We start from the raw sequence: 22,981 nt of genomic DNA, 5'->3' as shown, positions 1-22,981 counted from the left end.
CGTTTCCCGATCGTCAGGCCCTTTACGGTTTTCCGGAGGCTTAATCGCGTGCAGAACCGGCGGCCCATCACCGGGATTCAGCGTTTGGCACCGCGCGCGTACGCCGCGGCCTGGGACCGGGGTAGGAGCCCCAGCACGCACAGGTTTGTCCGCCGGACAAAATCCGGCTCAGTAGCAGAAGCCCCCGTTGTCGAGACGCGTGTGGCACGCGTGGAGGCATTGCTGTGGCTTGCCAGCGAACCGTTGACCGATCGCCAGCTCGCGCTTGCCGCCGCTCTCAGCGGCCCTTCCGAAGCCCGTGAAGCCATCGAAACGCTTGTCGAACGCTATCGTCGGCGTGGAAGCGGCCTGGAAATTGCAGCCGTGGCAGGGGGCTTCCAGTTGCTGACCCAGCCACAATACGCTCCCTGGATTGCGAGCGAAGCAAGCCTTGCCCCGGGTCTTTCGATCACGCCGGCAGCCCTGGAAACACTCTCCGTGGTGGCCGGAACGCAGCCCGTGGTGCGGGCAGAAATAGAGGCGATTCGGGGTGTCGGCTGCGGTGAACTCTTGCGGCAGTTGCTGGAGGCCGATTTACTGCGTATCGTCGGCCGATCAGGAGAGCTGGGCAAACCGCTCGTGTACGGTACAACCAATCGATTCCTGCGAGTTTTTGGACTGCGCAATCTTGCCGAGTTGCCGCTCGCCAAGCAAAGCACCGAAACCTCAGAACCGACAAATCAAAACGCTCCCGTCAGCTTGTAGCACCCTCGACCGGAAGAGACCCGAAGGCCATGACCACGACGTCGCCCATCACCGCTGCGTTGTTATCGACCCGCGCAGAAGAAGCTTCGACCCTAGCGGCCGACGGTTCGCTGCGGGAGCAACTGAGCCCCTATGCGTTCTCGCCCGTCGAAGATGACGACGACGAGTACGAGTACTACGACGAAGATGAGGAAGATGAGGACGAGGACGAGGACGAGCTAGAGGACGACGAAGAGTACGAAGACGATGACGAGGAGGACGACGAAGAAGAACTAGAGGACGACGAGGAAGATGAAGACGAGCTAGAGGACGATGAAGAATATGAAGACGACGACGAAGATGAGTGGGAGGAAGTCGACGACGACGAAGAGGAAGAAGATGAAGTAGGCGAAGAAGTAGAGGAGGATGAAGACGAGGAGTACGAGTACGAAGACGAAGAGGAAGACGAATTCGAGGACGACGAAGAGGAAGATGAAGACGAAGAGGAGTACGAAGACGACGAGTGAACGTCTTCGAGACGCCCCACCACTGCGCGGTCCGGGACGTCTTGTGAGAGTGGCTGCGAGAGCCTTAGTCCTTCAACTGGAACAGCCGACTCAGCGCTTGCAGCAAGCTGTGGGGAGATCCGGTACGTGATTCGTCGCGGAGCGATTCCATCGGCGGATGGAGCATCTTGTTGACCAATCGGTCCGCAAAACGCTCGATTTCAAGACGTGCTTGGCTGTCCAGATTCGGCAACTTGTTGAAGAGGCGTTCCAGTTCATCTTGTTTAGGAGCGTCGAGCCCTTCTCGCAGCCGCGCGATAATGGGTGCCGACACGCGATGGCGTGCGTCGATGAAGAAGCGCTCACGCTCTTCGCCGATGATCCGCTCGGCGCGCGGAAGCTCTTTGCGGCGGGCGTGCCGGTTCTGCTCGCAAGCGGCGGTCAGATCATCGATCGAGTACAGATAAACGCCCGGCTCTTCGCCGATGGCCGTTTCAAAGTCGCGCGGCATCGAGAGGTCGAGCAGAAACAGGGGCCGCTGCCCGCGGATCTCCGACACCTGTTTGCGGAACGGTTCGAGCCGCACGATCGCTTCGCCCGCTGCCGTAGCGCCGATCACGAGATCCGCCTGAGCGAGCAGCTCGTACCGATCGTCGAGCGACGCGGCCACCCCACCCCATTGTGCCGCCAGCTGTTCGGCGCGGCTTGGGCTGCGGTTGGCAATGACCGGCCGCCGGACGCCCCGATCCGTTAAGTAGCGGAGCGTTTCGTCGGCCATCTCGCCCGCGCCCAGCACGACTACCTGCTTGTCATCGAAGCGTTCAAAGATCTGTGCGGCAAAGTCAGAGATTGCGATGCTCGGGATGCTGACCCGATGTTTGTGCAGGTCGGTCTCAGTTGCGACACGCCGGGCCACGCGGATTGCGCGCTGGAAGCACTCGTGCGTGACCGGCCCGGCCGCATCGACCCGCTGAGCGCGTTCGTAAGCCTCTTTCACCTGGGCCAGGATCTGCGGTTCGCCGAGCACCATGCTGTCGAGGCTCGCGGCGACCCGAAACAGATGCTCGACCGCCTCCTCGTCGCGCAGCGTCACCAGGTGGGGCCGCACGGTGTCCACGGGGATATTGTGGGCCTCGGCCAGATGCCGCGCGATGAGTGCCGGGCAGGGGGGCAGGCGATCGCTCGCCGTCGCCGCGTAAAACTCGACCCGATTGCACGTCGAGAGGAGCACACCCTCAGCTTCAGGCAAAGTCTGCCGCCAGCGCGCCAGGGTCTCTTCGGCTTGCTCCGCGGTAAAGGCGAGCTGTTCGCGCACCGCCGCCCCCGAGCGATGGTGCGAGCAGCCTACCATCCGGAGTTTCATCGGGTGATCAGGTGGCGAGGGGGGCGGTGAGACGGGGGGAGTGACTGCTTGGCGCAACGTGAGTGTCGTCAATCGGTAGAGCGCGCCGGCAAACCGATCGGGATCATCTGCCGAGCGTTAGCCAACGGGACCGGCATCGACCGCTGGTACGCTAAGACCACTCGGTGGGGGTCCTGAGGGGGTGCCTCGCGCGGCGGGCCCGTGGGCCGCACCGAGCAGCGTGACCGTCGAGAGTGTCACCGCCATCAGTACGAACGACGCCACCGCGAGCCAAGCCGAGTTGGCTCCGTGGCCGGCTGCGGCCTGCCGAGACCGCCACACAACCGCCGCGATGAGCCACGCGAGCAGGATCCCCAAGGCTAATACCACCGGATCCGTCCAGACGCTGTAGGCTGCGTTGGCCGACGGTTGTCGGGCCAATACTTTCAGCGTAGTCAGGACGAGCCCCGAAGCGAATCCGCCGCCCACGGCCCACGCCGAAACGATCGCGGCCCGCGAGCCCGCCGCTTCAAGCCATTCGAGACTCGGCAGGGCGAAGCCGGCGGTCGGGGGCAGTTTGGCCTTCAGCCGGCGGTCCTGAACCAGCTGCATCACGCCGAACAAGAAGCCGAGCGTGACCGCCACGGTGGCGGTCAGCAGCAGCCAGCCGTGGGCCTGTCCCCAGAAGAACGATGCCCGCTCGGCGGTGAACGGCTCGGCGCTGGCGGTTCGCGAAACGCCGATCAGCGCGAGCACCGCCGGCAACAGGAACAGCCCAAGCGTCCACCGGCGGGCGTTGAACAACGCGGCAAGATACACGGCCACCAGGGCGAGCGCCGCCAACAGGTACCAATCTTGGGGGCTGGAGAGCGGCGTTGCTTGGCCGCGCGCGCGGAGCGACAGGTAAACCGCATGGGCGATCGCACCGGCCATAGTAAAGCCGATGGCCACCGCCCGCCGGCTTCCCAGCACCCAGCCGCGCTGCCTGGCGAACAGGCCGATCGACTCCGCTGCGAGCGCCACCAAGTAGCTCGCACTGAAGCAGAAGACGGTGACGCGCGTGAGGTCCATGGGGTCCGCTGCTGAGAGAATCGTTGAGGAACGGCGGCCGGCGTGGCGAAGATTCTTCCTCGGCTTACCCGGCCTTGTCGCTAGCGCCGTTCTCGCCGCTGTCGAGGCCGTAATCCTTGATCTTCTTGTGGAGGGTATTGCGGTTGATGCCCAGCCGCTGCGCCGCCTTGATTTGAATGCCGTCGCATTGAGAAAGCACCTGGGCGATCACTTCCTTTTCAACCCGATCGACAACCCGTGAGTGGAGGTCGGTCGATTCGTCGTCGGCGGTCGAGAGCCCCTCGTGAACCAATTGCACCGCGAGCGAATCAAAGTCGTACTTGCGAAACGCACGGGTCGGCGTGCCGTTGTCTCCCCGGACAACGGCAGGCAGCAGCTCGTGCGTCAGCTCGTCACCCGTGGCCATGACCACGGCCCGTTCCACGTAGTTCTGCAGCTCGCGCACGTTGCCGGGCCAGTGGTACTCCTGCAGCGCTTCCATCGCCCGCGGATCGATGTGGACCACGTAGCGATCGTTCTCTTCGTTGTAGACGTTCAGGAAGTGGGTCACGAGCGACGGGATATCCTCACGCCGTTCGCGCAGCGGGGGCAGATAGATTGGCACCACGTTCAGGCGATAATAGAGGTCCTCGCGGAACCGACCCTCGGCGGCTTCTTCTTGCAGGTCGCGGTTGCTGGCAGCGACAACCCGCGTATCCACCCGAACGGTTTGCGTGTCGCCCACCCGCTCGAACTCTTGCTCTTGGAGAACGCGGAGCAGTTTCACCTGGAGCAGCGGTGTGGTGCTGTTGATCTCGTCGAGAAAAATCGTGCCGGTGTGGGCCGCCTCGAAGCGGCCCGTGCGGTTGTCGATCGCCCCGGTAAACGAGCCCCGCACGTGCCCAAAGAGCTCGCTCTCCAGCAGATTCTCGCTCAAGGCACCGCAGTTGACCCGCACAAAGGGTCTCCGCTTGCGGTCGCTGAGCTCGTGGATGGCGCGGGCGATCAGCTCCTTACCGCTCCCCGTCTCGCCGAGCAGCAAGACCGAGGCCCGGCTGGTGGAGACCTGGCGTGTGATGCCATAGACCGCCCGCATCGCGCTGCTGGCACCGATAATGCCAGGCAGCGGCGCGTCGGCGGACGACGAGTTAGCGGCGGTGTACGCCATGCGCGAGGGGGTTTAAGGGGCGGTCGGCGTGCGCGGGGAGCGACGCGTTTCGATCGTATCCAGCACCGAGCCGAGCACCCGTTGGATCGGCTCGTCGGCCGTGGCCGCTTGGTTGTAGGCCTGATACTGGGCGTAGACCTCGGCTTCGCTCAGCAGCAGCCCGAACCGACTGACACTTTCGGCAAAGCCCTCGGCGGCAGCTTGGCGATCGGCGAGCGGCTGCAGCTCGTTGCTCGCCGCGGCGGCGAGTCGGCGCTGGCTGGCCGGATCGGCCAGCGTGGCGAGAATCGCCACGGGGGTTTTCGCGTCGCCGGCCGCGAGGGCCGCCGTGATCTCGGGGATTGAATCCCGAAGTTGGTAGAAACGAGGACCGTTAGCAGCAATCTGCGCGATCCAGCCGCGGGCCCTGGTGGCCATCTGAGCCCGCTCGTCGGCGGTGGGTGCTTCGGCCGATCGGAGCCCCGTGAGCCGCTCAGCCAACGCAGAGACGCTCGCCGCCCCGTAGGGACGCGCGACCGCAATGACGCGCAGGTCGTGCTCCTCGGCCAGCGCCTGAGCCTCGGCGAGCCGGCCATCGGGCGCTAACACCGCCACCGGCAGGGCGGCCCCACCGGCGAGCCGTCGCAGCCGAAAGAGGGTCTCGCGCGCGCCGGGACGCAGCACCGCCAGATCCACCAGCGCCAGCTCCACATCGGGTGTCTTTTCGAGCGGCACCAACAGGTCCGATCCGCGGTTGGTGGGCGTTGCCGCAATGCCCGCCGCGAGCAGATGCCCGGCGATCTCGGCCGAGTACGCGAAGTTTGGCGTAGCAACCACAGCGCGGCGTTTGCCGCTCGCCGCGGCGAAATACGCCAGGGTCTCGGCCACACCGCTTGAACCCGCGAAGGGTGTCTCCGGGGCGAGGGTCATGATGGCCTCGAGTGCCGCAAAGCGGGCTGCCGGAGAGGGTGCCGCCAGGGCCGCCGCCAGCGGGGTGGGTCGTCCCTGAACGCTTGCCAGAGCCGTGCGGTCGCCCCGCTGGCCCAGGGCTTCGCACAATCGCTTCGCGGCCCCCATCTGTCGTGCGACGAGCGCCTCGTCCAGCGTGCTGAGCAGTTCGCTGGTCGTGAACCGCTCAACGTCTAGCGGGGTATCGATCAGCAGAGGTCCCGCCTCGGCCGCCAGCCGCAGCGCGCGCCGCTGCGCCGCAGTTTCGCCGGGCGTGAGCCGCGCACGATCGGCCGCCAGCCGGGCGGCGAGCGCCACCGCCGCCCGATCCGTGGGAATCTCCCCTTCGTCGAGCCATGCGACCCGATCCTCGGCGTCGGGCCGCCACGGGACCGATCCGGCGAGCAGTTCGGCGATTGTGCTATCCAGTAGCCGCACGGCGGTTGCCGGGTCGGCGGGTTCGCCTGCGATCTGCTGATAGGACCAGCGGGCCGCCTCGCCCGCGGGCTGGCCGGCCGGATCTAACAACGCGGGCACCGCGATCAACGCCGCGTACGTTCCTGATCGCAGGCGGCCCAGCTGAGCCAAACGCCCCAGCGCGTAGATCGATTGCGTGGCGACGGCTTCGTTCTTGTCGGCCGTCGCGCCGACGATGGCCGGCAGCGATTCGGGCTCGAGCGCCACAAGCGCCTCGCGCAACCGGGCCTCGGCCTCGCGGTTGTTGGCATCGGCGATCGCGGCGATCACAAACCGCACGCCGGCGGTACCCGTTTGCCGGAGATCGGCCAGTGCTGCCTGTTGCTCGGCCAGATCGCCGGTGGTAAGTCGCTGGGCGAGTTTCTGGAGCCGCTCGGGCGCGGTGGAACGCGCCGCGGCAAGCGTCATCGCCCGCTCAACGAGCGAAACCGTCGTGGGGAACTCACGTGCCAAACGCAGCAGCCGCGCCGACCCGGCCGACTCGACCAGCTGAGCGAGCGCGTCTTCGTTGGGGCTCAACGCCACCAGCTCGTCGGCGATCGCCGTAGCCTTTTCCGGAACCCCCAGATCGACCAGCGCGAGAGCGGCGTCCACATAGTGCACCGGCTTGGTGCGCGGCATGGCCAGGGCGGCCTCGATCGCCGGCGACGCCGCACCGGCCATCGTACCGGGTGCCAACATCAACATCAGCACGAGCACACCGCACCGCTGCACGCGGGGCATTGAGTTTGTAAACCGATTCATACGCCGGTTGCCTCGTCGTTGGAGAGCCGCGCGCGCCATAACGCCACCTGCTGGGCGACCTGGTCCGGGTGGGTTGAGCCCTCGCTGCGGAAGGCGCGGATCGCGTTCTCGACGCCGAGCACTTGATAGACGCTCTCGTCCAAGTCCGGGTGTGCGTCGCGGAACGCCTCGACCGGCAGGTCGGCAAGCCGCACGCCCTGTTCCATGGCCACCCCCACCAACCGGCCGATCAGGCCGTGGGCGGTCCGCTGCGGCACGCCCCGGTGGATGAGGTGCTCCATGAGCGTTGTCGCGTCCAGGTAGCCGTGGTCGAGCCGGGCGGCGATGGCGTCGCGCTTCAGCTCGGCACCTGTCACGAGCGGGGCTGCCAGCTCCAGGCATGCCCGCACCGTGTCGGTGGCGTCGAAGACCCGCTCTTTGTCCTCTTGCAGGTCGCGGTTGTAGGCCAACGGCAGGCCCTTGGTGAGCACCAGCAGGCTTTGCAACGCGCCGATCACCCGGGCGCTCTTGCCGCGCGTTAGCTCGAGCACATCCGGATTGATCTTTTGCGGCATGATCGAGCTGCCCGTGCAGAAGGCTTGGGGCAGCTTGATGAAGTTGAATTCGGTGGTCGCCCACAAGATCCACTCCTCGGCCCAGCCGCTCAGGTGCACAGCGATCTGCGCCAGGCAGCTGACGAACTCGATGGCGAAGTCCCGATCGCTCGACGAGTCGAGGCTGTTGGCCACCAGGCCGTCGAAGCCCAGCTTCGCGGCGACCATTTGGCGATCGATCGGAATCGTCGTGCCGGCCAGCGCCGCGGTGCCCAGCGGCAACAGGTTGACCCGTCGCCGGCAGTCGGCCAGTCGCTGCCGATCGCGCTCGAGCTTCTCGGCGTACGCCAGCCAGTAGTGTGTTGCCAGCACCGGTTGGGCGCGCTGCAGGTGGGTGTAACCCGGCAGGATCACGCCGGCGTCCGCGTCGGCGCGGCCGACAAACGCCCGCTGCAACCCGCGCAGCAGCCCGCTCAGCTCGTCGATCGCGTCGCGGACCCACAGGCGGAAGTCGGTCGAGACCTGGTCGTTGCGGCTGCGGCCGGTGTGCAGCTTGCGCCCCACGTCGCCAATGCGGTCGGTCAGCGCCCGCTCGATGTTCATATGAACGTCTTCGAGCGTTTGGCTGAACTCGAACCGGCCCGCCTGGATTTCCCAGCCGATCGCGGTCAGGCCGGCGATAATTTGATTCATTTCATCGTCGGTCAGCACGCCAACCGCGGCGAGCATCTCGGCGTGAGCGATCGAGCCGCGAATATCGTGGGCGTACAACCGGCGATCGTACGAGACGCTTTCGCTGAAGCGTTCGACACGTTGGTCGGTCCCCTCCTGAAACACGCCGCCCCACGGCTTGCTGGCGGCGGCCGGGTCGGGGCTGGTCAGACCCTTCTTATTGGGCGGACCCGTTTTGGGCGCTGAAGCGGAGGTCTCGGGGCGAGTCACGGCAGAGAGGGGCCGAAGGGCCGACGGGGCGGGGGGGAAGCGGAAGGACTTGAGACACACCGCTCGCGGTGGGCGACGCAAATTGCCCATCTGCGCGACACTTCCCTCCGCCTAGCAATCCCTAACCCTACGAAGCGGCTGCCACGATTGTCAACGACTGACCCCCCCTGATCGCCCAAAGATTAGGCAGCCCCGGTCCGGCGACGGCAATCCGCTAAGATGGACCGCCGAGAGGGACCCCTACGCGGCGGTCCGGCCCCGCCCGCTTTCCGCCGGCCCGCTCCCCCCAGCCCGATCCCTCCCCGCCCATCCCCGCACAGATAAGAGCATGCCGACCCCCGCCCTGTTGCTCGTAACCACCACGGCCCCCGATCGGGCGACCGCCGACCGGTTGGCCCGCGTGCTCGTCGAGCGGCGGCTGGCGGCGTGCGTGCAGGTCGCGGGGCCGCTCCACAGCACCTACCGCTGGCAGGGTGTGATCGAGTCGGCCGAGGAGTGGCAGGTGACGGCCAAAACGCTGCCGGCGTGCTTCGCGGCGTTGAGCGCCGCGCTGCACGAGCTGCACCCCTATGAAACCCCCGAACTGATCGCCACGCCGGTCACGGAAGTGTCCGCCGCGTACGCGGCATGGGTGGCGGAGGAGTGCGCGGAGTGAGGTGTGGAATGCCAATAATTTGTCGGACACGGTTTGCTGAGGCGTGTCGGTTCGACGGAGTAAGTCGATCCTGGACCGTACTCGGCCGGCTTGCGCCGTCAGATCGACAGCGGCTGGCAGCGACCGAGGTCTGCCCGGCGGCGCACGACCTCAGCGAGTTTGCCCGAGGCCTAAGTCTGCGAAGTTGAGGCAGCCGCTGCCGCGGTAAACGCAGTAGGACGAGCAGGGTTCAAGATCATCGGAAGCCGATTGTAGTGTCCCCCAATCGCTTTCAAGGACGCTGATCAAGTGCGACCAAAAACCGAAACAGGTGGGCAACTGCTCGGGGTTATCTCTTGGGGTGAGCCCGACTCCCAATTGGCCGAGGGGGCCATCGCGGTGGCATTGCTCACCCCATCCATCGACGTAACCCCATATTTCAGTAATGGTTGCGCGCCGCTCGCTGGTTCGAAACCGGTAATCGAACCTCGTGCGGGCTCCCGCTTGCCAAGACGGCAGAAAAGTCAAAAAACACTATCCCAAAGGGGCGTAGCGGCTATGGTAGTAGCCTCATCGTGCTGCGAGTGGTTCCCGGCAGAGCCGTTTGGGAAATCCCGGCTACAGCTATGCACCAAGTGTTCTACCCAGAGTGACTAATGAAGACGACACCCTATTGCGGAAGCAGGTTCTACTATTCCCGCCTCGCCGCGTGCTCTTGCTCGCCGCCATCGCCTCGAACGCCTCGGCGTCCATGGTCAACTTCGACCCCGGCCCGATCGGCACCGTTTACGACCAGAGAGTCGAGAACCCCCTGGCCGACTTCAATGGCCAGGCACTTGATGGTTCGTCCATCTCGCTGGACATCCAGCTGCCCCCCGGCGTGGCGCTTGAACTTGTCTGGGACGGAACAGGCGGAGGCACAACGGGTGTCAATGCCAGCGTGACATTCGACGTGACGAGCAGCCCTAGCCTGCCGAGCAACCCATTCGGGTCGATTCTTTTTGTCCCTGGCACCGGCCCGCTTATTTTCGATGAAGAGACGGGCCCGGGTTTCGTATTCAACGACGATCAATTCGGTGTCGTGTATTTTGCGGCCGCGATGGATGGCTTACAGATCACCGGGGGGACACTCAGCTTCGATCTGCCCAATGACCCGGGCGTGACGATCACCGGCGGCACCGCTCGTTTCGGTATCGGGAGTTCAGACACCTTCGATTTCCGAGTCGTCCAAGTCGTCCCCGAGCCTTCGTCGCTGGCGCTATTAGGCCTGGGCGGTTTGATGGTCGGACGCCGCCGACGGCAAAGACAGTCTCTATATATCTTCCGCTCATTGTGAGCCCGCGCTGATGACCGAACGCCTTGGCCACTGTAATCAACCAGGAATCCCGATGAACGTCTTAAGAAACGCAGTAACGTGTTGCCTGCTCGCCTGCTTGGGCGTGGCCCATTCGGCGGGTGCCGATGTCCTGCTGCTGATCGATGTCACCGACCCCAGCGCGGTGACGATTCAATCCACCGACGGCCTGGTGCTGAACACCGTCGGCAACGGCTCGCCGGTCGACCTCGCCGACTTCTTTACCGCAGACACGGGCTTCAATGAGGCGACGATGAGCGGCGACCTAAGCCGGTTCTCTAACGGCGAACTGTTCACCGTTTACCGCAACACGAGCACGACGCTGCAACTGTTCTCCGGCGCCGGCTTCAACTTAGGCGAGTTCACCGCAGGCCAACTCGCCTTCAACGGCACCGGCACGCTGGACCTCAGCGCCCTGCCGCTGCCGGGCCCCGGCGCAACCGGAGACATCAACGGCTTCAGAGACCTGCTGGGAACGTGGCAAGTCGTCCCCGAGCCCGTGCCCGAGCCCTCGTCGCTCGCGCTGCTCGCGCTCGGCGGGTTGATGCTGTTGCGGCGAAGGAAGGACCGTTGATGTTGGAAAACGCAAGACGCATTTTGAAGTGTGTTGTGCCGATGCTCGCAATGCTGCTGGCGTCTGCCCTACCGGCGGTCGATGCGCGGGCGGGGCTAGTGCTCACGATCGACCCGGTGGCGAAGACCTACCAATTGACCGGGACCAGCGCGTTCACGCCGTTCTTCGGCGACGAGTCTGATTTCGCCCAGTGGTCTAATGCGGGCGGCGAGAGCTATGGCGCCTTGACCTCGTTCGATGCCACATCCGCCACGGCAACGCCCAGTGCCCTTGCACTCACGCGCCTTCGCCTGTTCGACAATGCGACGGACTTGATCCTCGATTGGGGGACTGGCAGCGTCGGCCCGCAGCAGGTGGTCGGCAACGGGCAGTCCCTCAGCTACGCCAGCGCTTCGACTATTCAGCAAGCCTATTTCGAGAGCATTATTGGCCAGTCGCTCACACCGTACCCGGGTTTGTCGGCAGACCCGATCCCGGTAGTGAATGTCCCCGAGCCGACGTCGCTGGTGCTGCTGGGCTTGGCTGGCGCCGCGCTCTCGCAGACACGTCGGTGGCGACGTTAAGTCGCTGAGGTCTTCGGTCGGCAGGGACACCGCCTGCACTTGCGCTAGACGCAGGAGGGGCCAGCCGGCCGTTTCGCACCTGCGGTCGGTGGACATCACCTCGCTCACCTTGGACTGCAGCGAAGGCGCCGAGGATGGACCAGCCTCGGCAACTTGGCGTCTCGCCAAACTGTGGTCGGTGGAGAAGACCTCCGAGGCGGGGCAGTCGATTCGACCCCCTCAAGATGGCCTCTGGCTTCGTCTGACCGAGCGTTCCTAGCTGGCACGCTTCTGCCGGTCCCAAGCTACGCAGGACGTACAGGCCACCTGCTTAACTACTCTCCTCACAGCCTTGGTCTCACGGCGAAGCCCATCCGTCCCCATATCAAACCGAGCCGTTATACTTGTCGCCTTGGTTGACGACCCGCCCACCGGACGTGCGATTGCTGCACGTCCCCCCAAATGTCCCGCCTCCGATAACCCACCCCCCGCAACATGCCTGCCGAGTTTTCGCTGAAGTCCAACGTGGTGGATCTGGCCGCGGGGCGCGTCTTTGCGGCTGAGGTGCGGGTCGCCCAGGGGAAGATCGCCGCCATCGAGCCGCTCGCCGCGGGCGAAACGGCCGAGGGGTATCTCACGCCCGGCTTCATCGACGCCCACGTGCACGTTGAAAGCTCCATGCTCGTGCCGACCGAGTTCGCCCGCGCGGCGGTGACGCACGGCACGGTGGGGTCGGTCAGCGATCCGCACGAGATCGGCAACGTTCTGGGCGTGGCGGGGGTCGAGTACATGCTGGAGAACGCTAGCCACACGCCATTCAAGTTCTGCTTTGGCGCCCCCTCGTGCGTGCCGGCCACCACGTTCGAGACGGCCGGCGCCACGATCACGGTCGCCGATGTCGAGGCGTTGCTCGACAACCCGCGCATCGGCTACCTGAGCGAGATGATGAACTTCCCCGGTGTGCTGGGGGGCGACCCCGAGTGCCTGGCGAAGATCCGCGCCGCCCAAGAGCGCGGCAAGCCGGTCGATGGCCACGCGCCGGGACTGCGGGGCGAACAGGCGGCCGCCTACATTGCCGCCGGCATGACGACCGACCACGAGTGCTTCACGATCGAGGAGGCCCAAGACAAGCTGGCCGCCGGCTGCAAGATCGCCATTCGCGAGGGCTCCGCCGCGCGGAACTTCGACGCCCTGCAGCCGCTGATCGCCACGCACCCGGGCATGGTGATGCTGTGCAGCGACGACAAGCACCCCGACGAGCTGGCGCTGGGCCACATCAACTCGCTGGTGCGCCGCGCCGTGGCGGCGGGGACGGATGTGTTCGCCGCCCTGCGGGCCGCGTGTCAGACACCGGTGGAGCACTATCGGTTGCCGGTGGGGCAGTTGCGCGTGGGCGATCCGGCCGACATGGTGCTGCTCGATTCGCTCACGGAGTTCAACGCGCTGCGGACCTGGATCGATGGCGAGCTGGTGGCCGAGGGGGGGCGAACGCTGCTGCCGCGCGTCGAGCCGCAGGTGGCCAACCACTTTGTCGCGAGTGAGGTGGCGGCCGAGGAGCTGCTGCTGCCGGCCATGGGGGGCGAAAACCTGCAAGTGATCCGCGCGATCGACGGACAGCTGATCACCGAGTCGTTCTCGACTGAGCCGCGCGAGCACGCCGGCTTTGTGACGTCGGACCCCGGGCGCGACATCCTGAAGCTGGTGGTGGTGAATCGCTACAGCAAGGCACCGCCGGCGATTGCGTTCATCCGCGGATTTGGTCTGACCGAGGGGGCGATCGCGTCGAGCGTTGCGCACGATTCGCACAACGTGATCGCGGTGGGTGTGGACGAGGTGGACCTGTCGACCGCCATCAATCTGGTGATGGACAACCAGGGGGGGCTGAGCGCAGCGAGCCACTCGTCGGGCCTGGCCGAGGCGTTGCCGCTGCCGGTGGCGGGGCTCATGGCCACGGGCACGTGCCAGGAAGTGGGCGACGCTTACGCGACGCTCGACAAGCTGGCCAAGCAGTGGGGCTCGCCGCTGCGGGCGCCGTACATGACGCTGTCGTTCATGGCACTGCTGGTGATCCCCGCGCTGAAGCTGAGCGACCGCGGGCTGTTCGACGGCTATCGGTTCACGTTCACGCAGGTGCTGTCGTAGACCCCGCCGCCGTCTGCCTGGTTACGCCGCGGTCGGCGGGCGGCTGCGAGCCAGGCAATCGCCGCGAGCCAGGCGCTCGCCGGCTCGGGCACCGCCGGCGCGTTCGCCCCACTCGGTGCCCCGAAGGCGTCACGCCACACGGTGTAGTCGGCGACATCGACACGGCCATCGCGATTGCCATCGGCTGAGGGGGTGCCGAGCTGGCCGTACTGTTCCCGCCAGGTTTGGTAGTCGGTCTGAGTTACGGTGCCGTCGAGGTTGTAGTCTCCGGCGGTCGTTGCAAGCCGACCAATGGCGAAGCCCGTTCCGCTGAAGCCGACGTACACTTCACCGAATCGATCGGGTGAGGCCTCGATGAGCAACGGGGCGTCGAAGATGCCCATTGGGTAATGAACAAGGAAGTCCCAGTTCGCTCCGTCGTCGAGCGAACGGAACAACCCTTGTTGCCCCTGGACGATCCCCAAGAGGTAAACGGTTAGCGAGTCTGACCCCGGCGCGGCGGCCCCGAGAGCCACGTCGAGGGCGTGCTCGGTGCCGGGGATCTCGGTGAAGGTTAGGCCGCTGTCGTTCGAGACGAACAAGCCGTGGTAGTCAGAGGGCGACTCTTGATCGCCGTTGGCGTACCAGAGTCTGTCGGCGGAAGAGGGGTCGGCAAGGAGCGTTGCGTGATGCCCCCAGTTGGGGAGTGTGTCGGAGACGATCTGCCACGAATCCCCACCATCTTCCGAACGCCACAGGCCGCGGTTCTTAACGGTCAGCCAATAAGCTCCTGCCTGGTGGGGATCGGCGACGAGGCCTTGAAAGCGGAAGTAGCGGAACCACAGCCCCGAGCTGATCGGTTGTCCGGCGCTGTCGCTCCCCGGTGGTTCGACAGGCCAGCCGGCTGCGCGGCTCCACGTCGCGCCGCCATCGGTAGAGAAGTAGGGGCGTGTGCTGTCCGCCGGGAGCCACACCAGACTGTTGGGGTGCGCAGCGTCCGCTTTGGCGGCGGCGATGGCCCCGAATTTTAGATCATCGGGATGGGTGCCTGCCGCCAGCGACGCGAACGGCTGCCAAGTGACGCCGCCGTCAGTCGAGTAGCCGGCGTTGTTGCGGTAACCGCTGAAGGGGAGGTCGTCGGCGCTAGTCGTCACCAGGTAGGTGGGGGTGCCGGGCCGATAGGCACCGTCCCATCCGGCGCTGAATCGGTCGGGGAAAACCTGCGTTGCGGTGTAGGTGTCGGGGTTCTCATGGCGGAAACCGGTGCGGTCCCACCCGAAGCTAATCACCGCGCCGCCGGGCGGTGCCACGATATCTAGCGGCACCATCTCCTCAATCCCCTCGGACTGATAGTTGAAGGTCATGCGGTCGTCGTCGAGTTCAGCGGGCGTGAGGTCTGAGTACCAAACGCCCACCCCCTCCGCCATCCAAAGCCGTCCGGGCACGTGGGGATCAAAGTAGTATTCACCCGAACTAACCCAGTCGATAAGCGTTTGCTGCGCCCAGGGGATCGTCGGCGAGCTTGGCTCGAACGAGAGCTGACGCCACGACGCGCCCCCGTTCTCGCTGAAGAAGGTCTCCTGCAGACCGTCTGTCGCCGTGAACATACGGTTGGGGTTGGTCGGGTCGATCGCGATCGCGTTATGGTTTTTCCACGGGATGGTGTTGAGCTGCTGCCAGTCGGATTCGGCAACGCCCCAGCCCGCGCCGGGCCGATAGCGCCACACGCCAGCGTCGTTGATCCCGGAGTTGTTGTAGGTGAGGTACAGGTCTCCGTTAGGATGGACTTCGGCATCGGTCGGTGTTGCTGAGTCGAGCGGCCCGCCGGGCACTCCGCTGAGCTTGCTCCAGGTGCCCATCGCGTCGTAGGTGGCGTAGACACCGCCGCCACGCACGGCGACGTACGCCGTCGAAGTCCGGCCGCCGAGAGCCGGAGAGTTCGGATCGAACTTGACGACCGGAATGCCCGCTCCGGGCTCGCCGGAGGGAATGACCGCTGTGCTCAGCGCTGACCAGTCGGCCCCGTTCTCGGTACGCCAAAGCCCCCGATCGCGGGAACCGAACAAAGCGATGTCGGGGTTCCGCGGATCGACCGCCAGCCGTTCGCCATCAGAGCGGATGAGCTGGCTGTTAGGCTCCATCGGTATCGTGGCGTTGAGTCGGGTGAAGCTGTCGCCCCGATTGTCAGATCGATAGATCGCGTCGCGCATCGCGACGTACAGGGTGTCGGGCGCCGACGCCGCGAGGGCGACCGACTCAACCCCCGTCCCGCTGACCCACCCCGACACGTCGGGAAACCGATCGGCGGTAGCCAGTTGTCGCCAGGTGCCCTGATCGGCTTCCCACCGATAAAAGCCCCCGGTGTCGGTGCGGGCGATCCGTAAGTCGGGTGTCGTCGGGTGCGACACCATGCCGGTGACCCACGCCGATCCGCCGATCTTCAGGGGGTCCCATCGATAAGCCGCCGTCAGATCGTCAAAACCCCACGCCCCCCCGCAATTGCCGATTAACGCCGCGCCGATCGACACCAACAATCGCCTCATGGTTCACCTCTCTGTTCCGAGAAAAGGGGAAACACCGCTCATACCGGTTCGCGCGTGCTGCGCCTCAACAACACGCAGTCGTTATCTTTACCCGCTCGGTGTTAACCGAAGCATTCCACAAGAAGCAAGAGAAAACGAAGCGCGGGGGTGGTTTCCGTAACCCCGGCCCGCCGATTAGCGATCCGCCCCGCCGACTTGTGTCGCCCGCCTATTTCGCGCCGCGCACCTGTTGGCGTAGCTCTTCGCTCGACCAGCCTTCCTTTTCCGCACGCAGGAGCCAGCGCCGCTGCTCCGCCGGTGCCAGCCGCGCCACCGCGGCGTGGGCCGACCAGCTCTGCGACGCCACCCGGCTACCGAGCGGCACACGCCGCGAGACCGAGGCGTAGCGGTTCAGCTGGTCGCCCGAGACCGCCCCCTCGCACATGGCGTAAAACGCCTCGCCAAAGCCGTCCTCGCCCGCGTTGAGCAGATCGCCGATCCACCAGGGGCCCGCCTTCTGGCACCAGAGAGCGAATTGCAGCGGGCCTTTCCACGCGTCGAGCGTCGGCTTACCGTCGATACGCACCCCGACCGACGTGAACCGAAACGGTCCGACACGCATCTCCGGCGGCGGAGGGGGGGCTGACATGAGCGTGGATTCTAAGCGCTCGCGGCCCGCACGCGGAGTACCTTAGAGATCGGCCCCCTGCAGCGGCCTGGCCGCTCCCCCCCGACGCATAAACCGTTTGCCCGCATCGATGCCGACCCCCGACCCCCTGGGCCGCTTCCCCGCCGTACGGCTCCGTCGCTCGCGGCGCTACGCCTGGTCGCGGGCGCTGGTGGCCGAAACCCGCCTCAGCCCGGCCGATTTAATTTGGCCCGTCTTTGTGTGCGAGGGCTCCGGCCGCAGTGAGCCGATTGCCTCCCTGCCCGGCGTCGAGCGGCAGAGCGTCGATCGCTTGCCGCACGCCGTTGCCGAGGCCATCGAGCTGGGCATACCGGCCATCGCGCTCTTTCCGGCGACCCCCGCCGAGCGCAAAACGCCCGACGCCCGCGAGGCGTGGAACCCCGAGAACCTCATGTGCTGCGCGCTGCGCGCCGTCAAGCAGGCCCATGGCGAGGCGATCGGTCTGGTGGCCGACGTGGCGCTCGATCCCTACTCGTCGCACGGGCAAGACGGGCTGGTGATCGACGGCTATGTGGCCAACGACGAGACGCTTGCCGCGCTCGCCCAGCAGGCGCTCGTGCAGGCCGAGGCGGGGTGCGACATCATCGCTCCCAGCGACATGATGGACGGCCGCATCGGCCATCTGCGCGCTGCGCTCGACGGGGCGGGCTTTGAGCGCGTCGCCCTGATGGCTTACGCCGCCAAGTACGCCTCGGCCTACTACGGCCCGTTTCGCGACGCGGTCGGCTCGGCCGGCGCGCTGGGCAAGGCGGACAAGAAGACCTACCAGATGGACCCGGCCAACGGCGACGAGGCGCTGCGCGAGGTGGCGCTCGACCTGGCCGAGGGGGCCGACATGGTGATGGTCAAGCCGGGCCAGCCGTACCTGGATATTGTTTCGCGCGTGAAGCGCGAGTTCGGCGCGCCGACGTTTGCCTATCAGGTGTCGGGCGAGTACGCGCAAATTGCCGCGGCGGCTGAACGTGGCTGGCTGGACCGCGAGGGGGCGATGCTGGAAAGCCTCATCGCGTTCAAACGAGCGGGTGCCGACGGCGTGCTGACGTACTTCGCGCTCGAGGCGGCACGGGCGCTACAAGCGGGGTGAGCGGGCGGGGGGGTCGGTAGCGGAGCGTTGGGCAATAGGCTTCGAATCCGCTGAGGTCGGGATCACCGCCGGCAGTTCTGGCCGACGCGAATTGAGCGAGGGTGGTCCAACTTCAGCGAGTTGGCGTTCATGCAAATTGCGGGCGGTCATATCGACCGAAGCGGCTCTCGCGGCGACGAAGTTGCCTGGCCCAGGAACGTGAAACGTGATTGCGCGCCATCAAACTTGCCTCAGTTGAGTAGAGGCTGGCTCAGCATCGGCTGCTCGAAATTGCTCGCGGGCGATGTGACCGACAGCAAGTACGGAGGAACTTGGGTGGGCGCTTCGGCTGCGGATCGGTCGATACTACTTCAGCAATTCAAAGTCATTCAGTTTCCAGTTCTTCTCGATATAGCCCATGAGCGGACCGTAAAGGCGGAAGACGACAAAGAACCCTTTAGCGGGATCGGTCTTGATCCAGTTCTTCTCTTTTCCCCTGGGGGCCTTAGTCCCGAAATAAATATCCACCGAGCCATCCGCGTTCACATCGGGATCTCCCAGGCTGCCGACGGTGATATTGCCTCCCGAATCGAGCAGGCTGCGACTGATAGGGTCGTACGCGGTCACGGCCCAAAAGCGTTTCACGGGCGGTTTAGCCGACACGCGGAGCCGATAGTTCCGGTCTCCCAGCAAATAGGCCCCTTCCTCGTCCCTGAAACACGTCAAGTAGGCAGTTCCCACGCCCGGAGTGGTGGAGAGCAGGTTCGGGGACACGCAAATGGCTTGGTAGTGCCAGAGAGTTCGCGCGTCGATATCCGCGTGACCATGCTCTGTGAACTCCGTGTTGCGAATGAACATCTTTTCCCAGTGCCGGTCGCTCCAGTAATTAATTTCCGGATCGCGCGAGGCGTAGACGATCGCGCGGGACATGGCGACGGCCTGTTTGGCAGCCTGGTCAAAGATGCGCTTCATCCGCGCATCGGGCTTGAATGGCTTGCCTTTTTCGATTCCTAGCGTTGCGAGGCGGCCCAGCAACTCACTGTCGAATAGCTCCGAAGGTTCGTATTGGATGATATCGTTGAGCATCGCAAAATACGAACCGTCTTCCGGCGGCAGTGTATTGGCTCCCTTGCCGGAGCAGTTGGTGACCGTCTGTTTTCTGGGTCCGGTTGCCAGCGGGTAAACCTGGAGACGCTGCTTGAACCAGTTCACGGCCTGATCACCGGTGCCGACCTCACCAAAGCCCCGCATCATGGCCCAAATCCGGTAGCCGGGAGAGCGAAATACAAAGTAGCCGTCGGGCACTTCACCCTTGTCACCGGGAGGCAGAAAGAGGTACTTGCCCCCATTGCCTTTATCCGGACCGGTTGGACCGAAGTCCGTCAAGTATTTGAAAGCAGCATCGTTGGCGTTGCCGTACATCCCAGGTGGGATTTCGACGACCGTGGGCCCGTCAACTTTCAAATCAATCGACGCAAAAGCATAGATGGTGCTGTTGTTGCCGGTCAGATAGTTTTCGCTCGGCGTCATGAAATCGGCCGTCACGCCAAGTTCCGACGAGGACTTGAAACCGAAGTCCCGAATCTGCGACTTGACGATGGCGTACAGCGACGCCGCCGGAAAGAAATCCATGTAGGCCTGGGTCGCCCGCTGCTGATCCAACTCATCGTAGATCTTCTGCACGGAAGCATTGGTGGGAAAGGCTCCGCCGGTGAACTCGAGCGGGCCGAAGTTGGTTTCCATTTTCGCGGGCGCCGGTTCGAAATCGGCAGCCGTCTGCTTTTTGCCGGGGGACTCGAAAATATTCTTTTCTGCAGACTGCTGCGCCCGCGCCAGTGCCGCAAGGCAGGCGATCGTCATTACAGCGATTGCTATTCTGATTTGAAGCTTGTTCATTATTTTCTTTTCGAATTCTGTTTCCGCCGCACGGTGTTTCCATGTGGCAGGAGACCCAGCCACTATTCGACCAGCTCGATTTCGTCCGGCCGCCAGGTCTTGTCGATCCAGGGCTGCAAGGGGCCGTACATCCGCAGGCCAATCCACCAGCTCTTGCCCGGTATGGTCTGCAGCCAGTTACCTTCTTTCCCTTGGGGTGGTTTGGGGGCGAAGTAGATGTCCCACGACCCGTCGGCATTCTGTTTCATGCCCTTCGTCTGGCTGCCCAGCGTGGGGAACTGCTGGTTGGTCTGCAGTTGCGAACGGGTTTGGGTGTCGTACATCGTCACCGCCCAGAAGTCTTTCACCGGAACGTTGGGCGGCAAGTGCAGCTGGTAGGTTTTCGAACCGTCCAGCGGCCGGCCCTTCGAATCGAGCATTGCCAGGCCATAGTCCGAACCCTTGCCGGCCACCGTCACCGCCATTGCCGGAGAGACGCAGATGTAGCCGAAGTGGAACAAAGCGCGGGCATCGAGATTGTAAGCACCATCCTTTTCAAAGGCCGTATCCTTGTTGGCGTAGGCCATCACCCAGGCGCTGTCCTTGCCATAGATGAAGTTGCCCGGCTCGCGCGGGAAGTAGCTGATGGCCCGGGCGGCGGCATTGCCGATGGCAGCGGCATCGGTGAAAATCTTCTTCATTCGCGCATCGGGATTGAACGGCTTGCCCTTTTCGATGCCGATGGCTGCCATCATCCCTTTGGCTTCCGGGCCGAGGTATTCGTCAGGCTCGCCCTGAATCAGGTCGTGCAGCTTTTCAAAGAAGGTGTAGTCATTTGGCAGGATCGTATTCATCTTCTTTCCGGAAACGTTGATGAACTCCATCTTCGGCTGGCTGTCCTTCTTCGACAGCGGATAGACCTTCAGGTTTTTGCGGATGTTGGCCGATGCGGTCGGGATCGCCTTGTCGAGCGGCAGGCTCTTGTCGAGATAGCCGCGCATGAACACCCACACGCCGCTCGTCTTCGACGGCACCACGAAGTAGCCATCCGGAACCTTGCCGTCGTAGTCGGGCGGGAGTACAAGAAACTTGCCGCCCTTGCCCTTGTCGGGGCCGGCCACCCCGAGATCGGTCATGTAGCGAAACGCCATATCATCCAGAATGCCTAGCATTCCCGGGGGTAGATCGATCACCGTCGGACCGTCCTTCAGCAGATCCAGAAAACCGACCGCATACATCGTCGATGTGTTCCCGGTGAGCAACAGGCTCTTCGAGTCCATTAGGTTGTCCCAGATGCAGATCTTGTTGCAGGTATCCGCACCGACACTCGCTTGACCTTCGCGAAGCGTGTACATCGACAGCATCGGGATCGAGTTGATGAACACGTTGACCGCCCGCGAGCGGTCGAGGTAGTCGTATATCGTTCCGACTGTTTCGTCGGTGGGCACTCCGTCGAAGAACTGCAACGTACCAATCGACGAGTCCACCTTGTCCGGGGCGGTGATCGACGCCGGGATGGGAGTGGTCATTTTCATTTTGGGCGGTTGGGCCCAAGCCTGTGTCATCGGTCCTGCCGTCAACAAGGCGGCGAGTGCAATTCGATAGATCGTTTTCATTTGTCTCTCCTGCCACGGAACGTTGTTTCATTCCTGGTTTGGTGACGTTTGCCAGCCGCTTTACTCGACCCGCTCCGGGTCACCCGGCCGCCAGGTCCTGTCGAACCAGGGATCGAGTGGGCCGTAAAGGCGAAAGAGCATGTTCCAGCCTTTGCCGCGGACGGTTTGAATCCAGTTGTTTTCCTTACCTACCGGTGCTTTGGGGCCGAAGTAGACGTCGAACGAACCATCCGCGTTTTGCTGCACGCCTTTGTCCACGCTAGCGACACCGGGGAATCGCTGATCGGTTTGCAGCATCGCTCGGGTCTGGTTGTCGTACAGTGTGAAGGACCAGAAATCCTTGGCCGGTACGTTTGGTGGCAGGTGGACTTTGTAGGTCTTGCTTCCATCAAGCGCATTGCCCTCAGCATCCTTGTAGCTCACGGCATACTGCGAACCCTTGCCGACCATCTTACGCGTCATCGCTGGCGTGATGCCGGTGGCGTAGAAGTGAAAAAACGCGCGGGCGTCGAGCATCACGGCACCGTCCTCGACAAATTCGTAGCTGCCACCCGGGAATGCATTGACCCAATAGCTTTCGCCGGGATAGTAATAAAACAGCTCCTCTCGCGGCGCTGCTGCGATTGCCCGCACCGTGGCAGCGGCGACATCGGCAGCTTCGGTCAGGATCTTCTTCATGCGCGCATTGGGCTGGAACGGCTGCCCTTTTTTGATGCCGATCGACGCCAGCATCCCCAGCAGTTCAGGGCTCTGTCCTTCGCTCGGCTCTGCCTGCACTACCTCATTGATCTCCTCGTAGATCCCGAAGTCCATGCGATGAATCGTGTTATTAAACCTGCCCGACATGTTCACGAACTTCATCGTGGGCGGGTTGTCTTTTTGGGATAGCGGATAAATCTTAAAAATCTCTTTTGTCGTTTTCACAGCGGGTGCGGTATCGCCATCGACCTGGAAGCCTCGCCAGATCACCCAGTTGCCATAGGTATTGGTGCGGGCCACATAGTAACCATCGGGCACGTCGCCTTTGTAACCCGGCGGCAGGATCAGGAACTTGCCGCCCTTGCCCTTGTCCGGGCCTACGTTGCCAAAGTCGGTGACGTAGTGAAACCAGTGATCGTCGATGATGCCCAGTACGTTGGGCGGCGTCTCGATGACCATCGGCTCGTCTTTCAGCTCCAGCCACGTCGTCATGTAGATGTTGACGGTGTTGGGCGTCAGCCATAACGCCTTGGAGTCCATCAGGTTCTCGAACAGCAGAGCGGTTGTGTTGGCGGGGCCGAATTCGAGAATTCCCTTTCGCATTCCGTACATGGAAGCGATCTGAATGCTGTTCAGGTAGGCCTGCACGCCGCGCTGGAAGTCGAGATTGTCATAGACTTTCTGTATGGTCTCCTTGTCGGGTACGCCGTCCACAAGACGCAACGCCCCCAAACGTGTTTCCAACTTATCCGGCGTCGCGATGCCCGGAGGGATTGGCGTAGTCATCTTCAACTTTGGTACCTGCGCGTTACAGACAGCAGTTGCAGTTAACCCGATCAATAACCCAAGTGTTGATGCGATGGTGGTCATAAGTTTCATAA

18 protein-coding genes are annotated in these 22,981 nt (G+C 64.0%); 8 read left to right on the top strand and 10 right to left on the bottom strand.

Going from position 1 to position 22,981, the window contains the following annotated elements; genetic code table 11:
- Positions 1-48 precede the first annotated feature (48 nt).
- Both scpB and Pla111_RS17215 read left to right on the top strand, forming a co-directional pair.
- Entirely contained in the window at positions 49-744 is a 696-nt protein-coding gene (gene scpB, locus Pla111_RS09605; protein WP_197524903.1) for an SMC-Scp complex subunit ScpB, read from the top strand.
- Between the two features lie 29 nt (positions 745-773).
- On the top strand, positions 774-1,250 hold the full coding sequence (locus Pla111_RS17215) for a hypothetical protein (RefSeq protein WP_197524902.1): 477 nt from the start codon (positions 774-776) through the stop codon (positions 1,248-1,250).
- Between the two features lie 64 nt (positions 1,251-1,314).
- Here Pla111_RS17215 and hemA read toward each other — a convergent pair whose 3' ends face one another.
- From hemA to argH, 5 genes are all read right to left on the bottom strand, one after another.
- Complete coding sequence (gene hemA / locus Pla111_RS09595) at positions 1,315-2,592, bottom strand: glutamyl-tRNA reductase (RefSeq protein WP_146573704.1); 1,278 nt, start codon at positions 2,590-2,592, stop codon at positions 1,315-1,317.
- Between the two features lie 117 nt (positions 2,593-2,709).
- Positions 2,710-3,642, bottom strand: coding sequence for a hypothetical protein (locus tag Pla111_RS09590; protein WP_146573702.1), 933 nt, complete (start codon positions 3,640-3,642; stop codon positions 2,710-2,712).
- A 64-nt stretch (positions 3,643-3,706) separates the two neighbouring features.
- A complete protein-coding gene (locus Pla111_RS09585) occupies positions 3,707-4,717 on the bottom strand; it encodes a sigma-54 interaction domain-containing protein (RefSeq protein WP_231930929.1) in 1,011 nt (336 codons plus the stop codon).
- An 84-nt stretch (positions 4,718-4,801) separates the two neighbouring features.
- Positions 4,802-6,937, bottom strand: a complete 2,136-nt coding sequence (locus Pla111_RS09580; RefSeq protein WP_146573698.1) for a hypothetical protein — start codon at positions 6,935-6,937, stop codon at positions 4,802-4,804.
- A complete protein-coding gene (gene argH, locus Pla111_RS09575) occupies positions 6,934-8,352 on the bottom strand; it encodes an argininosuccinate lyase (protein WP_315851485.1) in 1,419 nt (472 codons plus the stop codon). The genes Pla111_RS09580 and argH overlap by 4 nt, the downstream gene beginning before the upstream one ends.
- Before the next feature lie 388 nt (positions 8,353-8,740).
- On the opposite strand from argH, the gene cutA reads away from it, so the two are divergent.
- From cutA to ade, 5 genes are all read left to right on the top strand, one after another.
- The gene (cutA, locus tag Pla111_RS09570; RefSeq protein WP_146573694.1) at positions 8,741-9,067 is read left to right on the top strand and encodes a divalent-cation tolerance protein CutA; all 327 of its coding nucleotides are present in this window, start codon (positions 8,741-8,743) and stop codon (positions 9,065-9,067) included.
- Between the two features lie 688 nt (positions 9,068-9,755).
- Positions 9,756-10,382 (top strand): PEP-CTERM sorting domain-containing protein, encoded by a 627-nt coding sequence (locus Pla111_RS09565; protein WP_146573692.1) that lies wholly within the window; start codon positions 9,756-9,758, stop codon positions 10,380-10,382.
- Positions 10,383-10,434: 52 nt separating this feature from the next.
- Complete coding sequence (locus Pla111_RS09560; RefSeq protein WP_197524900.1) at positions 10,435-10,974, top strand: PEP-CTERM sorting domain-containing protein; 540 nt, start codon at positions 10,435-10,437, stop codon at positions 10,972-10,974.
- Positions 10,974-11,537 (top strand): PEP-CTERM sorting domain-containing protein, encoded by a 564-nt coding sequence (locus Pla111_RS09555; protein WP_146446861.1) that lies wholly within the window; start codon positions 10,974-10,976, stop codon positions 11,535-11,537. Before Pla111_RS09560 ends, Pla111_RS09555 begins: the two co-directional genes overlap by 1 nt.
- Before the next feature lie 474 nt (positions 11,538-12,011).
- A complete protein-coding gene (gene ade / locus Pla111_RS09550; protein WP_146573688.1) occupies positions 12,012-13,658 on the top strand; it encodes an adenine deaminase in 1,647 nt (548 codons plus the stop codon).
- Here the strand turns inward: ade and Pla111_RS09545 are convergent.
- Positions 13,625-16,180, bottom strand: a complete 2,556-nt coding sequence (locus tag Pla111_RS09545) for a hypothetical protein (RefSeq protein WP_146573686.1) — start codon at positions 16,178-16,180, stop codon at positions 13,625-13,627. The genes ade and Pla111_RS09545 overlap by 34 nt on opposite strands.
- Before the next feature lie 208 nt (positions 16,181-16,388).
- The gene (locus Pla111_RS09540) at positions 16,389-16,808 is read right to left on the bottom strand and encodes a hypothetical protein (protein ID WP_146573684.1); all 420 of its coding nucleotides are present in this window, start codon (positions 16,806-16,808) and stop codon (positions 16,389-16,391) included.
- A 109-nt stretch (positions 16,809-16,917) separates the two neighbouring features.
- Here Pla111_RS09540 and hemB point away from each other — a divergent pair, with 109 nt between their 5' ends.
- Positions 16,918-17,931: a porphobilinogen synthase gene (hemB, locus tag Pla111_RS09535; protein ID WP_146573681.1), complete on the top strand. Its 1,014-nt coding sequence runs from the start codon at positions 16,918-16,920 to the stop codon at positions 17,929-17,931.
- Between the two features lie 345 nt (positions 17,932-18,276).
- Here hemB and Pla111_RS09530 read toward each other — a convergent pair whose 3' ends face one another.
- The 3 genes from Pla111_RS09530 to Pla111_RS09520 form a co-directional block, all read right to left on the bottom strand.
- Complete coding sequence (locus Pla111_RS09530) at positions 18,277-19,806, bottom strand: DUF1254 domain-containing protein (RefSeq protein ID WP_146573679.1); 1,530 nt, start codon at positions 19,804-19,806, stop codon at positions 18,277-18,279.
- A gap of 62 nt (positions 19,807-19,868) precedes the next feature.
- Positions 19,869-21,401 carry a DUF1254 domain-containing protein gene (locus tag Pla111_RS09525; RefSeq protein WP_146573677.1) on the bottom strand — a complete coding sequence of 511 codons (1,533 nt, stop codon included), beginning with the start codon at positions 21,399-21,401 and terminating at the stop codon, positions 19,869-19,871.
- A gap of 60 nt (positions 21,402-21,461) precedes the next feature.
- Positions 21,462-22,970 carry a DUF1254 domain-containing protein gene (locus Pla111_RS09520; protein ID WP_231930880.1) on the bottom strand — a complete coding sequence of 503 codons (1,509 nt, stop codon included), beginning with the start codon at positions 22,968-22,970 and terminating at the stop codon, positions 21,462-21,464.
- Between the last annotated feature and the right edge of the window lie 11 nt (positions 22,971-22,981).

Origin of the sequence: Botrimarina hoheduenensis, assembly GCF_007859815.1 — a bacterium.
In the GTDB taxonomy this organism is placed as follows: domain Bacteria; phylum Planctomycetota; class Planctomycetia; order Pirellulales; family Lacipirellulaceae; genus Botrimarina; species Botrimarina hoheduenensis.
Note: the sequence above shows the minus strand (reverse complement) of the source record. Positions and strands in the feature narration are given on the sequence as shown.

What these genes read in the sequence shown, in the direction of transcription:
- Pla111_RS17215 (WP_197524902.1), top strand. Translation starts at nt 774, where the DNA reads ATGACCACGACGTCGCCCATCACCGCTGCGTTGTTATCGACCCGCGCA.
- cutA (WP_146573694.1), top strand. Translation starts at nt 8,741, where the DNA reads ATGCCGACCCCCGCCCTGTTGCTCGTAACCACCACGGCCCCCGATCGG.
- ade (WP_146573688.1), top strand. Translation starts at nt 12,012, where the DNA reads ATGCCTGCCGAGTTTTCGCTGAAGTCCAACGTGGTGGATCTGGCCGCG.
- Pla111_RS09560 (WP_197524900.1), top strand. Translation starts at nt 10,435, where the DNA reads ATGAACGTCTTAAGAAACGCAGTAACGTGTTGCCTGCTCGCCTGCTTG.
- hemA (WP_146573704.1), bottom strand. Translation starts at nt 2,592, where the DNA reads ATGAAACTCCGGATGGTAGGCTGCTCGCACCATCGCTCGGGGGCGGCG.
- hemB (WP_146573681.1), top strand. Translation starts at nt 16,918, where the DNA reads ATGCCGACCCCCGACCCCCTGGGCCGCTTCCCCGCCGTACGGCTCCGT.
- Pla111_RS09520 (WP_231930880.1), bottom strand. Translation starts at nt 22,970, where the DNA reads ATGACCACCATCGCATCAACACTTGGGTTATTGATCGGGTTAACTGCA.
- Pla111_RS09555 (WP_146446861.1), top strand. Translation starts at nt 10,974, where the DNA reads ATGTTGGAAAACGCAAGACGCATTTTGAAGTGTGTTGTGCCGATGCTC.
- Pla111_RS09585 (WP_231930929.1), bottom strand. Translation starts at nt 4,717, where the DNA reads ATGCGGGCGGTCTATGGCATCACACGCCAGGTCTCCACCAGCCGGGCC.
- Pla111_RS09590 (WP_146573702.1), bottom strand. Translation starts at nt 3,642, where the DNA reads ATGGACCTCACGCGCGTCACCGTCTTCTGCTTCAGTGCGAGCTACTTG.
- Pla111_RS09580 (WP_146573698.1), bottom strand. Translation starts at nt 6,937, where the DNA reads ATGAATCGGTTTACAAACTCAATGCCCCGCGTGCAGCGGTGCGGTGTG.
- Pla111_RS09540 (WP_146573684.1), bottom strand. Translation starts at nt 16,808, where the DNA reads ATGTCAGCCCCCCCTCCGCCGCCGGAGATGCGTGTCGGACCGTTTCGG.
- Pla111_RS09545 (WP_146573686.1), bottom strand. Translation starts at nt 16,180, where the DNA reads ATGAGGCGATTGTTGGTGTCGATCGGCGCGGCGTTAATCGGCAATTGC.
- Pla111_RS09530 (WP_146573679.1), bottom strand. Translation starts at nt 19,806, where the DNA reads ATGAACAAGCTTCAAATCAGAATAGCAATCGCTGTAATGACGATCGCC.
- Pla111_RS09525 (WP_146573677.1), bottom strand. Translation starts at nt 21,401, where the DNA reads ATGAAAACGATCTATCGAATTGCACTCGCCGCCTTGTTGACGGCAGGA.